General features: G+C 62.8%; 13 protein-coding genes and 1 pseudogene. All 14 read left to right on the forward strand.

Annotated elements, in window-relative coordinates; translation table 11 throughout:
• The first annotated feature begins 16 nt into the window (after positions 1-16).
• The 14 genes and pseudogenes from urtB (at position 17) to BVH73_RS07465 (ending at position 14,728) form a co-directional block, all read left to right on the forward strand.
• Entirely contained in the window at positions 17-940 is a 924-nt protein-coding gene (gene urtB, locus BVH73_RS07400; protein ID WP_079417481.1) for an urea ABC transporter permease subunit UrtB, read from the forward strand.
• A gap of 16 nt (positions 941-956) precedes the next feature.
• Positions 957-2,078 carry an urea ABC transporter permease subunit UrtC gene (gene urtC, locus BVH73_RS07405; protein ID WP_079417483.1) on the forward strand — a complete coding sequence of 374 codons (1,122 nt, stop codon included), beginning with the start codon at positions 957-959 and terminating at the stop codon, positions 2,076-2,078.
• 29 nt (positions 2,079-2,107) lie between these two features.
• Entirely contained in the window at positions 2,108-2,854 is a 747-nt protein-coding gene (urtD, locus tag BVH73_RS07410) for an urea ABC transporter ATP-binding protein UrtD (RefSeq protein WP_079417485.1), read from the forward strand.
• Between the two features lie 23 nt (positions 2,855-2,877).
• Positions 2,878-3,567, forward strand: a complete 690-nt coding sequence (gene urtE, locus BVH73_RS07415; RefSeq protein WP_079417487.1) for an urea ABC transporter ATP-binding subunit UrtE — start codon at positions 2,878-2,880, stop codon at positions 3,565-3,567.
• A 74-nt stretch (positions 3,568-3,641) separates the two neighbouring features.
• Positions 3,642-4,868 carry a formamidase gene (fmdA, locus tag BVH73_RS07420; RefSeq protein ID WP_079417489.1) on the forward strand — a complete coding sequence of 409 codons (1,227 nt, stop codon included), beginning with the start codon at positions 3,642-3,644 and terminating at the stop codon, positions 4,866-4,868.
• 53 nt (positions 4,869-4,921) lie between these two features.
• Entirely contained in the window at positions 4,922-5,263 is a 342-nt protein-coding gene (locus tag BVH73_RS07425) for an FmdB family zinc ribbon protein (RefSeq protein ID WP_079417491.1), read from the forward strand.
• 30 nt (positions 5,264-5,293) lie between these two features.
• A complete protein-coding gene (locus BVH73_RS07430; protein WP_079417493.1) occupies positions 5,294-6,334 on the forward strand; it encodes an aliphatic amidase in 1,041 nt (346 codons plus the stop codon).
• A gap of 43 nt (positions 6,335-6,377) precedes the next feature.
• Positions 6,378-7,181, forward strand: coding sequence for a CbbQ/NirQ/NorQ/GpvN family protein (locus BVH73_RS07435; RefSeq protein WP_079417495.1), 804 nt, complete (start codon positions 6,378-6,380; stop codon positions 7,179-7,181).
• Positions 7,182-7,357: 176 nt separating this feature from the next.
• Entirely contained in the window at positions 7,358-8,809 is a 1,452-nt protein-coding gene (locus BVH73_RS07440) for a nitric oxide reductase activation protein NorD (RefSeq protein WP_169836764.1), read from the forward strand.
• A gap of 210 nt (positions 8,810-9,019) precedes the next feature.
• A pseudogene (locus tag BVH73_RS07445) lies at positions 9,020-10,165 on the forward strand (purine-cytosine permease family protein); the annotation flags it as partial.
• Between the two features lie 55 nt (positions 10,166-10,220).
• Positions 10,221-11,360, forward strand: coding sequence for an IS630-like element ISThsp15 family transposase (locus tag BVH73_RS07450; protein ID WP_013105975.1), 1,140 nt, complete (start codon positions 10,221-10,223; stop codon positions 11,358-11,360).
• Positions 11,326-11,622 carry a hypothetical protein gene (locus tag BVH73_RS07455; RefSeq protein WP_013105976.1) on the forward strand — a complete coding sequence of 99 codons (297 nt, stop codon included), beginning with the start codon at positions 11,326-11,328 and terminating at the stop codon, positions 11,620-11,622. The genes BVH73_RS07450 and BVH73_RS07455 overlap by 35 nt, the downstream gene beginning before the upstream one ends.
• A 114-nt stretch (positions 11,623-11,736) precedes the next feature.
• On the forward strand, positions 11,737-13,818 hold the full coding sequence (locus tag BVH73_RS07460) for an ATP-binding protein (protein ID WP_245800461.1): 2,082 nt from the start codon (positions 11,737-11,739) through the stop codon (positions 13,816-13,818).
• The gene (locus BVH73_RS07465; RefSeq protein ID WP_079417501.1) at positions 13,811-14,728 is read left to right on the forward strand and encodes a response regulator transcription factor; all 918 of its coding nucleotides are present in this window, start codon (positions 13,811-13,813) and stop codon (positions 14,726-14,728) included. The genes BVH73_RS07460 and BVH73_RS07465 overlap by 8 nt, the downstream gene beginning before the upstream one ends.
• Positions 14,729-15,409 lie beyond the last annotated feature (681 nt).

Raw genomic sequence — 15,409 nt, forward strand, 5'->3', positions numbered from 1 at the left:
GTACTGGAGAGTTTCCATGGACGGCTATTCGCTTTCCGATTTGTGGTCGATCCTTGTCATGCAGGGATTTTCCGGGTTGAGCCTGTTTAGCGTGCTCTTGCTAATGGCTTTGGGCTTGGCGATCATTTTTGGTCAGATGGGTGTGATCAATATGGCGCATGGCGAATTCATGACCATCGGGGCCTACACCATCTACGTGTTTTCGAAGATTGCGACAAATTATTTTCCGTCGCTGATGCCTTATTACTTCGTGCTGGCTATTGCGGCGGCATTTATTGTTGCATTCGGTGTGGGGTATGTCGTCGAATTCCTGTTAATACGGCATTTATACAAAAGGCCACTTGACACTCTGCTTGCAACTTGGGGATTAAGTCTCATCATGCAGCAGATATTCCGGTCTGTTTTCGGTGCGCGTGAGGTCAGCGCCACCCTCCCAAACTGGCTGATGGGGGCGTGGAAACCGACGGACACTATTGATATTCCGCTTAACGGCCTGTTCGTAATGTTGGTGTCTGTGATCGTGACTGGTGCCGTCATGCTATTTCTCTACCGCTCGAGTTGGGGTTTGCATGTGCGTGCCACAACGCAAAATCGAATGATGGCGGGCTCGGTGGGCATCAATACTAAAAAGGTGGATCGGGTGACATTTGCGGTCGGTTGTGGCATTGCTGGAATTGCCGGCGCTGCATTTACCACCATCGCCTCCACCGGGCCGACAAGCGGCTCGCTGTATATCGTCGATACATTCCTGGTGGTGGTTTTCGGCGGAGCGGCAAGCCTGTTGGGTACCGTGGCCTCGGCCTTCTCCATCGCCCAGGCGCAGTCGATTCTCACCTTCTTCATGACCAATGCCATGGGCAAGGTGGTCACGCTGCTCACCATTATCGTCATCCTGATGCTCCGCCCCGAAGGCCTGTTCGCGGCCAAGGTCCGGAAATAAGTCGAAGGAGAAAACCATGCAGGCCATCTTCAACAAATTTCTTGGCGGCAAATCGGGTGCGATCGAACTGCTGATTCTCTCGGCGCTGATTTTCCTGCTGCTCCCGGCGACCCTGGATATTTTCCGGCTGAACCTGGTGGGCAAATACCTGACCTACGCCTTCGCTGCGGTGAGTCTGGTGATGGTGTGGGGCTACGGTGGCGTGTTGAGCCTGGGGCAGGGAGTGTTCTTCGGGCTGGGTGGCTACTGCATGGCCATGTTCCTGAAGCTTGAGGCTTCCGACCCGGTGAGCACCGCCCGCCAGACCACCCCCGGCATCCCCGACTTCATGGACTGGAACCAGGTGACGCATCTGCCCCTCTTCTGGGTGCCGTTCCACAGTTTAACGTTCACCATCATCGCGGTGTTCGTGGTGCCGACGGTATTCGCCTACATCATCGGCGTGACTATGTTCAAGCGGCGCGTGGGCGGGGTGTACTTCTCCATCATCACCCAGGCGATCGCGGCCATTCTGACCATTCTGGTGGTCGGCCAACAGGGGTGGACGGGAGGCATCAACGGGATCACCGATCTCAAGACCCTGCACGGCTGGAACATCAACACCAACTCGGCCAAGTACATCCTGTACTACGTCAACGGGGTGTTGCTGATCGCCACCATCATGCTGTGCCGCTACGTGCTCGCCTCCAAGCTGGGCCGTCTGCTGCTGGCCATGCGCGACCGCGAGGACCGGGTGCGCTTCTCCGGCTACGACGTGGCGAGCTTCAAGATCTTCACCTTCTGCCTGGGCGCGGTGATCTCGGCCATCGGCGGGGCGATGTTCACCCTGCAGGTCGGTTTCATGTCGCCGTCGTTCATCGGCATCGTGCCTTCGATCGAGATGGTGATCTTCGCGGCCATCGGCGGACGCATGTCACTGGTGGGCGCGGTGTACGGCACCCTGCTCGTGAACTACGGTAAGACCGCGTTCTCCGAGAGCTTCCCCTCGCTGTGGCTGCTGCTCATGGGTGCCATGTTTATCGGCGTGGTGATGTTCTTCCCCAACGGCCTGGCCGGTCTGTACGACACCTATCTCAAGGGGTACGTCAGCAAGCTCGGCGCCATGTTCAGCCGCAAGCCCGTCGGTCAGCAGGCCTAGTCGATCTCCCCATCAACGGACGCTGAGCCATGAGCCAATCCCATGAAATCGCCCTCGCCATTGAGGACCTGACCGTGTCGTTCGACGGGTTCAAGGCGGTGGACGGCCTGAACCTCTACGTGGAGAAGAACGAGTTGCGGGCGGTGATCGGCCCCAACGGCGCTGGCAAGACCACCGTGCTCGACCTGATCTGCGGCAAGACCAAGGCCACCGCCGGAACCATCCAGTTCAAGGGCGTTGAGCTGACCAAGCTGCCCGAGCACAAGATCGTGCAGGCCGGCGTGGGCCGCAAGTTCCAAAACCCGTCCATCTACGAGAACCTCTCGGTGCTGGAAAACCTGGAGATCTCGTTCCCGCGGGGACGCGGCGTGCTGGGTTCGCTCGTGTTCGAGCGCACCGCCGACGTGGTCGAGCGCATCCACGAGGTGCTCGAAACCATCTTCCTGTCGGAGCACCTGCACACCCAGGCCGGGCTGCTCAGCCACGGGCAGAAGCAGTGGCTGGAGATCGGCATGCTGATCATCCAGGACCCAGAGCTGCTGATGCTTGACGAGCCCGTGGCGGGCATGAGTGTGTCTGAGCGCGAGAAGACCGCCGATCTGCTCAGCCGTATTTCGCAGGGACGCTCGGTGATCGTGATCGAACACGATATGGAGTTCGTCAAGCGCATCGCGCACAAGGTGACCGTGCTGCACCAGGGCAAGCTGCTGGCCGAAGGAAACATGGATGCCGTGCAGAACGACCCGAAGGTCATCGAAGTCTATTTGGGCCATTGAGGGAGCCAGTGATGTCAGCATCCATGTTCAGCGTCAAGGGTCTCTCGTCCGGTTACGGACAAAGCGAAGTCATTCACGATCTGGACTTCAACATCGGCCAGCAGGAAATCGTGGCCATCATGGGCCGCAACGGCATGGGCAAGTCCACGCTGTTCCGCACCCTGATGGGCATCCTGCCCGCCTTCCGTGGCGACGTGGCCGTGGACGGTCAGTCGCTCGATCGGTTGGAACCGTATCAGCGCGTTGCGCAGGGCATTGCCTATGTTCCGCAGGGGCGAATGATTTTCTCTCACATGACCGTACTGGAGAACATCCAGACGGGCCTGCCGCCCAGCGCCAAGGGTGTGGTGCCGGAAGAGCTGTATGCGCTGTTCCCGGTTCTGTTCGACATGCGCGGACGCAAGGGCGGCAATCTTTCCGGAGGTCAACAGCAGCAGCTCGCCATTGCACGTGCCCTGGCGACCAACCCCAAGGTGCTGCTGCTTGACGAACCAACTGAGGGTATTCAGCCGTCGATCATCAAAGACATCGCCAAGAGTCTGCGAGAGATTCGCGACATGCGCAAGCTGACCATCGTCGTGTCCGAACAGGTGCTCAGTTTCACGCTCGACATTGCCGACCGCTTTTTTGTCATCGACAAGGGGCGCTTCGTCTATGAAGACCTGCGGGCCAACGTGGACGAGCAGACCATCAGCCGCTACCTGTCGATCTAGTTAGTCCTGCCGCATCGCCTGCAAATGCAGGAGCGGCAGATGGTTGTTTCTACTGTTCTACCAAGGAGTTCATGATGGCCGACACCCTCATCAAAGTCGATCTCGCGCAGTCCCCGTACAACAACGAACGGGTCCACAACCGCTGGCATCCTGACATTCCGATGGCCACTTGGGTGAAGCCCGGCGACGACTTCATCCTGGAGACCTACGACTGGACGGGCGGCTACATCAAAAACAACGACAGCGCGGACGATGTGCGCGACATTGATCTCAGCACGGTGCACTTCCTATCTGGTCCCGTAGGAGTGAAGGGCGCCGAGCCCGGCGATCTGCTGGTGGTGGACCTGCTCGACATCGGCGCCAAGCCCGACAGCCTGTGGGGCTTCAACGGCTTCTTCAGTAAGAAGAACGGCGGCGGCTTCCTCACCGAGCACTTCCCTAAGGCGCAGAAGTCCATCTGGGACTTCCACGGTATGTTCACCAGTTCGCGCCACATTCCCGGCGTGAATTTCGCCGGCCTGATCCACCCTGGCCTTATCGGTTGCCTGCCCGACCAGAAGATGCTCGACATGTGGAACGAGCGCGAGGTGGACTTCATCGCCACCAATCCGGAACGCGTGCCGCCGCTGGCCAACCCGCCGTTCGCCAAGACTGCTCACATGGGCAAACTCAAGGGCGAGGCTCGTGACAAGGCGGCCGCCGAGGGCGCGCGCACCGTGCCGCCTCGCGAGCATGGCGGCAACTGCGACATCAAAGATCTGTCGCGCGGCTCCAAGGTCTTCTTCCCCGTTTACGTGGACGGCGCCGGCCTGTCGGTTGGCGATCTGCACTTCAGCCAGGGCGACGGCGAGATCACTTTCTGCGGCGCCATCGAGATGGCCGGCTGGGTGCACATGCGCGTGAACCTGATCAAGGGCGGCATGGCCAAGTACGGCATCAAGAACCCCATCTTCAAGCCCAGTCCCATCACCCCGACTTACAAGGACTATGTGATCTTTGAAGGCATCTCTGTCGACGAGCAGGGCCAGCAGCACTACCTCGACGTGCACGTGGCCTATCGCCAGGCCTGTCTGAACGCCATCGAGTACCTCAAGAAGTTCGGCTATTCCGGGGCCCAGGCCTACTCCATTCTGGGCACCGCGCCGGTGCAGGGACATATCAGTGGCGTGGTGGACATTCCCAACGCCTGCGCCACCCTGTGGCTACCGACCGAGATCTTCGAGTTCGACATCAACCCGAGCGCAGCCGGGCCGATCAAGCACATCACCGGCGGGGTCGATCTGCCGCTGTCCGAGGATTGAGGGCAACCGGGCCGGAGCCTCGCGGCTCCGGCCAAATCTGATCCGAGCACGCCATGCCGACCTACGAATATCAGTGCGACAGCTGCGGCACTTTCGACCTGCTGCGCCCCATTGCGCAGCGCGACGCCAGCTGCAACTGCCCGATCTGCTGCCGCGAGGCCCACCGCGTCATTGCCTCGGCGCCCGCTTTGTCCGCCATATCGGCCACCGCGCGCAAAGCCCATGCGACCAATGAGCGCGCCTCCCACGCGCCCATGACCAGCGGCGAATACCGCGCCTACAAGCATCCACCAGGCTGCGGCTGCTGCAGCAGCACCGGCTCCAAGGCCACCGTGCGCGCGGCCGACGGCGCCAAGGGCTTTCCCACCAAGCGCCCATGGATGATCAGCCACTGAGCGCCATCAACTAGAGACAGAGGACACGCCATGCTTCACGGAGATATTTCCAGCAGCAAGGACACGGTCGGTGTGGCCGTGGTGAACTACAAGATGCCGCGCCTGCACGCCCGTGCCGAGGTGCTCGACAATGCGCGCAAGATCGCCGCGATGATCGAGGGCATGAAGGTTGGCCTGCCCGGCCTGGATCTCGTGGTCTTCCCCGAGTACAGCACCCACGGCATCATGTACGACGCGCAGGAGATGTACGACACCGCCTCCACCGTGCCCGGCGCGGAGACGGAGATCTTTGCCGAGGCCTGCCGCAAGGCCAAGGTGTGGGGCGTGTTCTCGCTCACCGGCGAGCAGCACGAGGAGCACCCGCACAAGGCGCCCTACAACACCCTCATCCTGATGAACGATCAGGGCGAGGTGGTGCAGAAATACCGCAAGATCATGCCCTGGGTGCCCATCGAGGGCTGGTATCCGGGCAACTGCACCTATGTGTCCGAGGGGCCGAAGGGCCTGAAGGTCAGCCTGATCATCTGCGACGACGGCAACTACCCCGAGATCTGGCGCGACTGCGCCATGAAGGGCGCCGAGCTCATCGTGCGCTGCCAGGGCTACATGTACCCCGCCAAGGATCAGCAGGTGCTCATGGCTCAGGCCATGGCCTGGGCCAACAACGTGTACGTCGCGGTGGCGAACGCCGCCGGCTTCGACGGGGTGTATTCCTACTTCGGGCATTCGGCCATCGTCGGCTTCGACGGCCGAACGCTGGGCGAATGCGGCGAAGAGGAGTACGGCATCCAGTACGCCGCGCTCAGCACCAGTCTGATCCGCGACGCCCGCAAGAACGGCCAGTCCGAGAACCACCTGTTCAAGCTGCTGCACCGCGGCTACACCGGCAAGATCAACTCGCAGGAAGGTGACAAGGGTGTCGCCACCTGCCCGTACGATTTCTACGCCAAATGGGTCAACGACCCCGAAGGCACGCAGAAGATGGTCGAGTCGTTCACCCGCCCGATGGTCGGCACCGAGGAATGTCCGGTGCCAGGCATTCCCAACCCGGAATCGGTCGGCCACAAGTGACCGGCCGTGCCGTGACCAGCGCCGCACCGGGGAGGAGGGTCTGATGTCCGATCCGCTGGCCTCCTGGCGGATCGGGGCCGAGCCCTATTACGCGCGGGTCGGCCGCGAGGTCGCGGCCTTCGAGGCGGCCGCTGCCCTGCGTATGCCGCTGCTGCTGAAGGGGCCGACGGGCTGCGGCAAGACGCGCTTCGTCGAGCACATGGCCTGGCGGCTTGGCCGAGCATTAGTCACCATCGCGTGCAACGAGGACACCACCACCGCCGATCTAGTCGGGCGCTGGCTGCTCGACGCCGACGGCACCCGCTGGCACGACGGCCCGCTGACCTTTGCCGCCCGCCATGGGGCGATTTGCTACCTGGACGAAGTAGTCGAGGCGCGGCCCGACACTACCGTTATCATCCACCCCCTCACCGACACGCGGCGGGCCCTGCCCATTGAGGCGCGGCACGAACTGGTGCGCGCGCATCCCGACTTTCTGCTGGTCGCGTCGTTCAACCCCGGCTACCAGGGGCTCGGCAAAGCACTCAAGACCTCCACCCGCCAGCGGTTCTGTGCCCTGGACTTCACATATCCGGCAGCTGATGTGGAGGCAGCCATCGTGGCGCATGAATCCGGCGTGGACGCCGAGCTGGCGGGCCGCCTCGTCGCCCTTGGCCGCAAGACGCGCATCCTGCGGGACGCCGGGCTGGAGGAGGGGGCCTCCACCCGCATGCTCGTGCATGCCGGTGGGTTGGTGACCCAGGGGCTACCGCCGGGCGAAGCCTGCCGCCTCGCGGTAGTGGCCGCCTTGACCGACGACGCCGACCTCGCCGCCGCGCTGGCTGCCGCGGTGGACGCGGCCTTCTGAACCCGGCCATGCAGGCGCGCACCATCGCGACATACCGGCAGCTGCCGGTGTATGTGCGCATGCTGTGGGGCAACATGCCGTCGTTGCACGTCCTGCCGGCCGACGTGAGCCCGCAGCGCGCGCGCATCGACGCCGACGACTGGTACCTCCCCGTCGGGCTACCCACGGACGAGCGGGTGCTCCTAGACATTGCGACGCTTGCCCATGCTGCGGCGCACCGGCGCTTCGGCATGGCGCCGATGCCGCGCGGCGGCCTGCGCGTGGTGCAGCAGATCCTCGTGGGCCTGCTGGAGGACGCGCGGGTGGAATGGCTGGCCATGGAGGATCTTCCTGGCCTGCGCGCGCTGTGGGTACCTTTCCACGTTGCCGATGTCGCCCTTACTCCCACCCTTGAGGTGCTGTTCGCCCGCCTAGCCCGCGCCCTGTTCGACCCTGCGGCCCGTGACCCCCATCCCTGGGTGCTCAAGGGGCGCAGGCTGTTCTTCACGGGTCACGGCGAGGGGCGGCGCGACTGGCGGCCGCCGTCGCCCACGGCGCTGCGCCGCGTCGCCTCCATCCTGGGGAACGATCTGGGTCAGCTGCGTCTGCGCCTGAATGCCGGCGTGTTTGAGATCCAGCCGGCCTATCGCGACGACAACGCCCATCTCTGGACGACCCCACCGGAGGACGAAGGCATGCCATTGCCGCGGTCCGCCCGGCCGGTCGAGCAGAACCCGGCCGATGCCCCGCCGCCAGGCGGCGCGACTACGCCACCGAGTGCCCCGCCTACCGAGGCCGATGCCCGGCCCGCGATGGAGAACGTCGCGGCCAGCGAAGGCCTCGACGGACAGGTGGTGCGCGAACTCGCCACGCCGGAATGGGACTACCGCATTCGCCGCTACCGCCACGCCTGGTGCACTGTGCAGGTGGAGGCACCGGTTGCGGTGGAGAGCGAAAGCGTGCCCGGCGAGTCCGCTCCGCTGAGCGACCGCCTGCTCGCCCGTCGCGTGCTCGCCCCGGCGCATCGGTCGCCGAAGCGGCGGCGTTCGGTGCGTGGGCCGGTCTTCGACCTCCCCGCCGTGGTGGACGCCCGCGCGGCGCAGCGTCGGCGCGAGCCGGTGGACCCGCGCCTGTACCGCGAGCGGACCACCCGCACGCGCGGCGAGGTGGTCGCCATCGTGCTCGATGTGTCCGCCTCGACCTCTGAGACACTGCCGAGAGGCTGCGGGCACACGGTGCTGGAGCGCATGCGTTGGCTCGCCCTTGCGCTGGCGGAGGGCGTGTTGCGCTCCGGCGGGCGGTGCGCCGTGCTGGCCTTTGCGTCGAACACCCGCTCGCAGGTGCGGTTTCAGCGCCTGCGCGACTTCGCCGACCCTCCTGCGGCTGGGCCGCTCTCGGAGCGGCTGGCTCGGCTGTCGCCCGGCTGGTCGACCCGCATGGGGGCGGCGGTGCGCGGTGCGTCGGCGCTGCTCGCCGAGGTGCCCGTGGCCGACGGGCGCCGCATCATCCTGCTGACCGACGGGCAGCCGCACGACGTGGACTGCCACGATCCCCGCTACCTGCGGGAGGACTTCCGCCGCGCGCGCCTGGAGGCGGAGCGGCTCGGCATCGCCGTTCTATCTATCGACCCGGCTGCGCTCCGGCCCTGAAATCCTGGGGAGACATGCGTTTGGGGGGCGCGCAAACAGGTGCGGCGCGTACGTCAAATGACGGAGTAGCAAATTGTCAGAATGGAATAGCATTGTCGACATTGACATCGGGCCGTCCGAGCCCCCGACATCCAGCGCTCTGTGGCCGCCGCAACTCAGAAGATCTTTCGCATCCGGCGTAGCTACAACGCCTGGGTGGCCGACGAGACCATGGAGGACTATGCGCTGCGTTACACACCGCGCAAATTTCGCAAGTGGTCGGAGCTGCGCGTGGCCAACACGGCCTTCGGCGCGGTGTCGTTCCTGGCGATGGAGGCCATCGGCGCCACCATCGCGCTGAACTACGGTTTCACCAACGCGGTGATGGCCATCCTGCTCGTCGGACTCATCACTTTCCTCACAGGCCTGCCCATCAGCTACTACGCCGCCCGCTACGGCGTGGACATGGACCTGCTCACCCGCGGCGCGGGGTTCGGCTATCTCGGCTCCACCATCACTTCGCTGATCTACGCGAGCTTCACCTTCATCTTTTTTGCGCTCGAAGCGGCCATCATGGCGCTAGCGCTGCAGATGTGGTTGGGCATCGGGCTGATCTGGTGCTATTTGCTGAGCTCGCTGCTCATCATTCCGCTGGCGATGCGGGGGATCACGCTGATCTCGAAGCTGCAGACGTGGACGCAGCCGCTCTGGATGTTCCTGCTGGTGCTGCCGTTCCTGGCGGTGGCCTGGGAGCGTCCGGGGGCGTTTGCCGAGTTCACCCATTTCGCGGGCCGTATTTCGGGCAGCAGCGGCTTCGAACTGGTGATGTTCGGCGCCTCGGCGACGGTGGCTTTTTCTCTCATCGTGCAGATCGGCGAACAGGTGGACTTTCTGCGCTTCCTGCCTGAACGCACGCATGAGAATCGTGTGCGCTGGTGGGCTGCGGTGCTGGTGGCCGGACCGGGGTGGATTATCCCGGGCATGCTCAAGATGATCGGGGGCGCCTTCCTGGCCTATCTAGCTGTGCAACACGGCGTTGGCGCGTCGCACGCGGTGGAGCCCACGCAGATGTATCTCACCGGATATTCGTATGTATTCAGTTCGCCGACGCTCGCGATCGGCGTGACCACGCTGTTCGTCATAGTGTCGCAGGTGAAGATCAACGTAACCAACGCTTATGCCGGTTCGCTAGCCTGGTCAAATTTCTTTGCGCGGCTGACCCACAGCCATCCCGGTCGCGTAGTGTGGCTGGTATTCAACGTGGTGATTGCTTTGATGCTTATGGTGATGGATGTGTTCCACGCCATTGAAGGAGTGCTCGGCCTTTACAGCAATATTGCCATTGCCTGGGTTGGGGCGTTAGTGGCCGATCTAGTACAACATCCCTGAAATACCGTTACATAGAGAGGGGCATGAAGTAGACTGTTTGGCCATGAGTCGTGAGCGCGTGGCATCAGTCATCAAGTTGTCGAGGAAGGATCAGGCGAAGCTGCGAGATACGCTGCGTCGGGGTACGGCGCCGCAGCGCGACGCGCTGCGAGCGCGGATCGCGTTGCTGCTCCACGATGGACACACGATCTCGTCGATCGCATCGACGTTGCAGGTGTCGCGGCCGACCGTGATGCGCTGGCGAGAGCGGCTTGCGCAATCGGGTGTGGAAGGCCTGCACGAGGGGCTGCGCCCGGGCCGACCTCGACAGATTGACCCGGCGCAGCGTTTGCAACTGCTGGCGCTAGCGTGCGAGACCGGCGAGGATCGCGCCGGGACGCTGCCGACGCTGGATGAGTTGTGCGTGCGCGCAGTGGAGCGAGGCGTGGTCAAGCACATCAGCCGTAGCCACTTGCAGCGCATTTTGCAGGCTGGCGACGTGCGGCCGCACCGCGTTCGGCAATGGTTGCATTCGCCCGACCCGCAATTCCGCGAGAAGGTCAACGCGATTTGCGCGCTGTACCGGCGCGCGCCCAAGGGCAGCGTGGTGCTGAGCGTCGATGAGAAGACCGGCATCCAGGCCATCGAGCGCAAGCATGCGGATCGCCACGCGCAACCCGGGCGACTGCGCCGCCACGAATTCGAATACATCCGCCACGGTACACAGGCGCTGACCGCGGCGCTGGACGTGCATACCGGCCGTGTGCTGGGGCGCTGTACCGATCGCCGCACCCAGGCCGACCTCGTGGCTTTCATGGAAGACGTCGCGCGCGCATATCCCAGCGGGCCCGTGCATGTCATCTGGGACAACCTCAATACCCATCGCGCCTGGGGCGTGTGGCAGGCGTTCAATGCCCGACACGGCGGACGCTTCGTCTTTCACTACACCCCGCTGCATGCCAGTTGGGTCAACCAGATCGAGTTGCTGTTCGGCATCTACGCCCGCCGGGTGCTGCGCCGTGCCAGCCACATCTCGGTGCACCATCTGCGCGAGCGCACCGAGGACTTCATTGCCCAGCGCAACCTCGATCCGCGACCGTTCCGCTGGACGTTTGCAGGCTTCGAGTTGCAAACTGGGGAGCCTAGGCATCACGTCCATTGCTCTCGCCATGACCGCACCCCTCGTCCCCGACCCCGCCAGTGAATTGCAGGGCTTGCTCGCCCAGTTGACCGGGCACGCCGCCGCCCGAGTGCGCCGCTATGGCAAGCATCTGCTCATCCAGATGCAGCGCGACGAATCCCTCGACACCGTCGCCCGATTGACCGAGACAGGGCGCGACCACTACGTGGCTGCCTTTCGAACCCATTCAGGGCGTTGGGAGCCACTGCCCGCCTCCGGCAACCTGCACCAAACCGCCGAGATCGTGGTCGCCATGCTGGCGCCATACCTTGATCCTGAGCTGTAACTCTATTTAAGGGATGTTGTACTAGTAATCAATAAGCCGCTCGGGCTGAGCCCTAAAGGCATCGAATTCAAGCGAGGGCATCTGTACGACGTCAATCCGGTTGGCATCGGCGCGATGTTGCTCGCGGCGGTTATGTCGATTGTGGCCCATGCCGGCTTGATGGGCACGACGGCGCAGGCGTTGGCTCCGCTGATTGCATTGGTTGTATCCCTTGTCACGTCACCATTGATTGCCTGGCTGACCTGTGGGCGTTACTACATTGCGCGCCCGAACGACTCCGGGTTTCGCCCCGGCGCGGCGGTGCGCTGCAGTGTCTGCGATAACGTCTTCGAATCAGAGGACATGTCACATTGCCCGGCTTATGACGCCCCGATCTGCTCGCTGTGCTGCTCGCTGGAATCGCGCTGCCATGACCGCTGCAAGACTGGGTCGCGGGCAGCCGAGCAGGCTGAGGAAATGCTGACGATCTTGCTGCCGCGGGCAATCGCGCACAAGGTCAACGTACGCGTCGCGCACTACTTCGTAGTGTTCTTCTCGCTAACGCTGCTGCTTTTCACGGTGATGGGGGTGGTCTATCTTCAAGAAGCCGCCGCGCCTGGTGCCGATATGCTGGGGCCGTTTCTGGAGACGGCGTTCTTCAAGGTCTTTGCGGTGTTGCTGCTCATCATTGCAGTGTGTAGCTGGTGGGTGGTTCTGTCCAGTGAGAGTCGGCGCATGGCGCAGGATGAGTCCAATCGCCAAAACCTGCTGCTGACGCAGGAAATCGAGGCGCACAGGCGTACTGACGTGGCCTTACAAGAGGCCAAGGAATTGGCCGAGGCGGCTAACTTGGCCAAGACGCGCTACGTGGCGGGCATGACGCATGAACTGCGTACGCCGCTTAACAGCATCCTCGGATATTCGCAGATCCTGCTCAAGAACGAGCCCCTGGCGCCAACGGCCAAGGACGGGGTGCGCACCATCCACCGCAGCGCAGAGCATATGCTGGCCTTGGTCGACGGGCTACTGGACCTTGCCCGCATCGAGGCGGGAAGGCTGCGTCTTGATCAGGCGCCTCTGGCCTTGCCAGTCTTTATGGATGAATTGGATGCCATGGTGAGGCCGCAGATTGAGAGCAAGGGTCTGGAGTTCGCCTACACCCACAGCGGCCCAATGCCAGCCTGGGTACTGGCCGACGCAAAGTACCTGCGGCAGATTCTCATCAACCTACTGAGCAACGCAGCCCGCTTCACAGACGTGGGGCGGGTTTCGTTGCACGTAGATTGCAGGCACGAGGTGCTGATTTTCGACGTGGAGGACACGGGTGTCGGAGTCGCGCCCCAAGACGTACAGCGCATCTTCTCGCCGTTTGAGCGAGGCGCCACTGGCCGACAACGTGCCGAGGGTGGTACAGGACTGGGACTAACTATTTCGGCGTTGCTGGCGTCGCTGATGGGGGGCGAACTAGCCCTGGTACGTACGTCCAAGTCAGGCAGCCTTTTTCGGGTACGCCTGTATCTTCGCGAGATGGCTGATCCTGGAGGGCAGCGGCAGGCTGATGTGCCGGTGCGCGCGGCGGGTTACCTAAGCCCGCGCCGCTGCCTGCTGGTTGTCGACGACCAGCCAGTGCAGCGCCAGATGCTGGCGGGCATGTTGGTGCCGATGGGATTCGAGCTTATCGAGGCCGCCAGTGGCACGGAATGTATGGAAATCCTTGCTACATCGAGCAAGCCGGACGCCGTCTTGCTCGATATCAACATGGACGATATGGACGGATGGGAAACGACCCGCCGCATCCGCGAGGCCGGCCACGCCATGCCCATCATCCTTGTGTCAGCCAGCGTGTTTGAGAACCAGCAACCATTGATGCGCGCGGCGGGCTGCCAGGCATTCGTCGGCAAACCAGTGATCGAGGCGGAACTGATGCAGACCCTGCAGAAGTGTCTAGGCTTGGAATGGCTGGCTGCAGAACCGCCGCGCATCACCAATGGGGTGGTTCTTGCGGCATATGAGCGCGTTAAGCTGCCTGGCGATTTCCACGAGCGGGCCTTGCGCGAGTTGCGCATAGGCCATGTGAATGGGCTGGCACGGATTCTGGAAGACGTGCGCCACAGGCACCCCGAACTGGCTGCGGACTGCGAACGTTTGGGTCGGCTGCTGGGGCGCTTCGACCTGTCCGGTCTTGGAAGAGCCTTAGCAGAGGCGGAACATGAGTGAGGACATGGCGCGCGAACGGCTGGTGGTGCTGGTCGTGGACGATGCGCCCAGCAGCCTAGCTTTGTTGTGCCGCATGCTCGAAGACGCGGGATATACCGTGCTCGTGGCCAGTGACGGTGAGATGGCGCTGGAGCGACTTCGCCTGGTGGTGCCAGATGCAATCCTGCTGGATGCGATGATGCCCGGTATGTCGGGTTTCGACACCTGTCGATTGATCAAGGCGGACCCCGGCCTAACGCATATTCCCGTCATTTTCATGACCGGCCTGTCCGACACCGACTCAGTGCTCCAGGGATTCGACAGTGGCGGAGTGGACTATGTGGTCAAGCCTGTGCGCGCACCCGAAGTGCTGGCGCGACTTCATACCCACACGCGCAACGCTCGCATAGCGCGGCTTGCGCGCGACGCGGTAGACATCGCCACTCTGGGGGTTGTGCTGGTGGATACACAGGGGCGGATCGCTTGGCGCTCCCCCAAGGCCATCGCCTGGCTGCAGGATCTGTCGCCACACGGCCAGATCGATAGGCTCCCGCCGTCGCTGACGCCGGTGCTTACAGCACAATCCAGCCCAGATGGGTATTTCCTGCGCGGCGTTGGCGAGCAGGCTTATATCGTCAAGAATCTGGGGCGCACTGGCGTGGGCGAAACCATGTTGCTGGTTGAGCGGCAGACGGCTGCGAGTGGCGCCTCGTCCCGGCTGGCGCATGCCGCGCTCACGCCACGTGAAGCAGAGGTGCTCTCCTGGCTCTCCAAAGGCAAGACTAACCGGGACATAGGCGACATCCTTGGATTGAGCCACCGCACGGTGAACAAACACCTAGAACATATTTTCAGAAAGCTTGGGGTAGAAACCCGGTCCGCCGCTGCTGCGCTGGCCAGCGCAGGTCTGGATTCCTGTGTCAAGCTATGACAACGTGCTGGGACGCTGTGACCCTGCCGAATGCCCTCATGTGCTTCGTCTTGTGTGGCGAGCAACTCAAGATTTCCTGCCGCTGATGTACTAGTTGAGGAGGATTGAGAGGGCGTACTTATTTCGTGGCTACGTCAGGATAAAGCACGCTATTAGTCAAAGGCATGGCGTTTTCTATGGGGCTTTATGAGCCGCCCGGAGATGGCATGGTCCGCCCACCTACAGCGCCGCCGCTGAAGTGAGACCATCCCTCCAATGGGGGCCTCGCAGAAAGGGCATACCTGTTCCGATCACTCAAGCACAAGACTTCTGCTTTCAACGACACATTACGTTATTCCGACCAGGAGTTGCAAGTGTTCAGGATTTTCTGACCCTCAGCTTAATAATATAATTAGCAACCAATCCCCACCCGAAATAAACATTTTCAAATCATCCGCTTGAAATGAAACCACCAGCAAAATGAAGATTCCGCAACGCCCCGCGCATTAACGGCCTCGCGTCACCGCCCCCACGGAAGCCCGATCGGCGCGGCTGCTGGGCAGACCCGGCCGACAAGGTTGATTCCTGCGGCGAACGTCGGCTACGGCGCAGCGGCCGGTACCCGTGCCATGTCCGATGCCTGCTCAGACCGGGCATCTGCCGGTAGGTACTCGGCAACCCGCAGCAGCAGGACTGCGACCA

This window comes from Thiomonas intermedia, from assembly GCF_002028405.1.
In the GTDB taxonomy this organism is placed as follows: domain Bacteria; phylum Pseudomonadota; class Gammaproteobacteria; order Burkholderiales; family Burkholderiaceae_C; genus Thiomonas; species Thiomonas intermedia.

Bases quoted from the DNA above. Each gene is read 5' to 3' on its own strand.
- urtB (WP_079417481.1), top strand. From the start codon at position 17: ATGGACGGCTATTCGCTTTCCGATTTGTGGTCGATCCTTGTCATGCAG.
- urtC (WP_079417483.1), top strand. From the start codon at position 957: ATGCAGGCCATCTTCAACAAATTTCTTGGCGGCAAATCGGGTGCGATC.
- urtD (WP_079417485.1), top strand. From the start codon at position 2,108: ATGAGCCAATCCCATGAAATCGCCCTCGCCATTGAGGACCTGACCGTG.
- urtE (WP_079417487.1), top strand. From the start codon at position 2,878: ATGTTCAGCGTCAAGGGTCTCTCGTCCGGTTACGGACAAAGCGAAGTC.
- fmdA (WP_079417489.1), top strand. From the start codon at position 3,642: ATGGCCGACACCCTCATCAAAGTCGATCTCGCGCAGTCCCCGTACAAC.
- BVH73_RS07425 (WP_079417491.1), top strand. From the start codon at position 4,922: ATGCCGACCTACGAATATCAGTGCGACAGCTGCGGCACTTTCGACCTG.
- BVH73_RS07430 (WP_079417493.1), top strand. From the start codon at position 5,294: ATGCTTCACGGAGATATTTCCAGCAGCAAGGACACGGTCGGTGTGGCC.
- BVH73_RS07435 (WP_079417495.1), top strand. From the start codon at position 6,378: ATGTCCGATCCGCTGGCCTCCTGGCGGATCGGGGCCGAGCCCTATTAC.
- BVH73_RS07450 (WP_013105975.1), top strand. From the start codon at position 10,221: ATGAGTCGTGAGCGCGTGGCATCAGTCATCAAGTTGTCGAGGAAGGAT.
- BVH73_RS07455 (WP_013105976.1), top strand. From the start codon at position 11,326: ATGACCGCACCCCTCGTCCCCGACCCCGCCAGTGAATTGCAGGGCTTG.
- BVH73_RS07460 (WP_245800461.1), top strand. From the start codon at position 11,737: ATGTTGCTCGCGGCGGTTATGTCGATTGTGGCCCATGCCGGCTTGATG.
- BVH73_RS07465 (WP_079417501.1), top strand. From the start codon at position 13,811: ATGAGTGAGGACATGGCGCGCGAACGGCTGGTGGTGCTGGTCGTGGAC.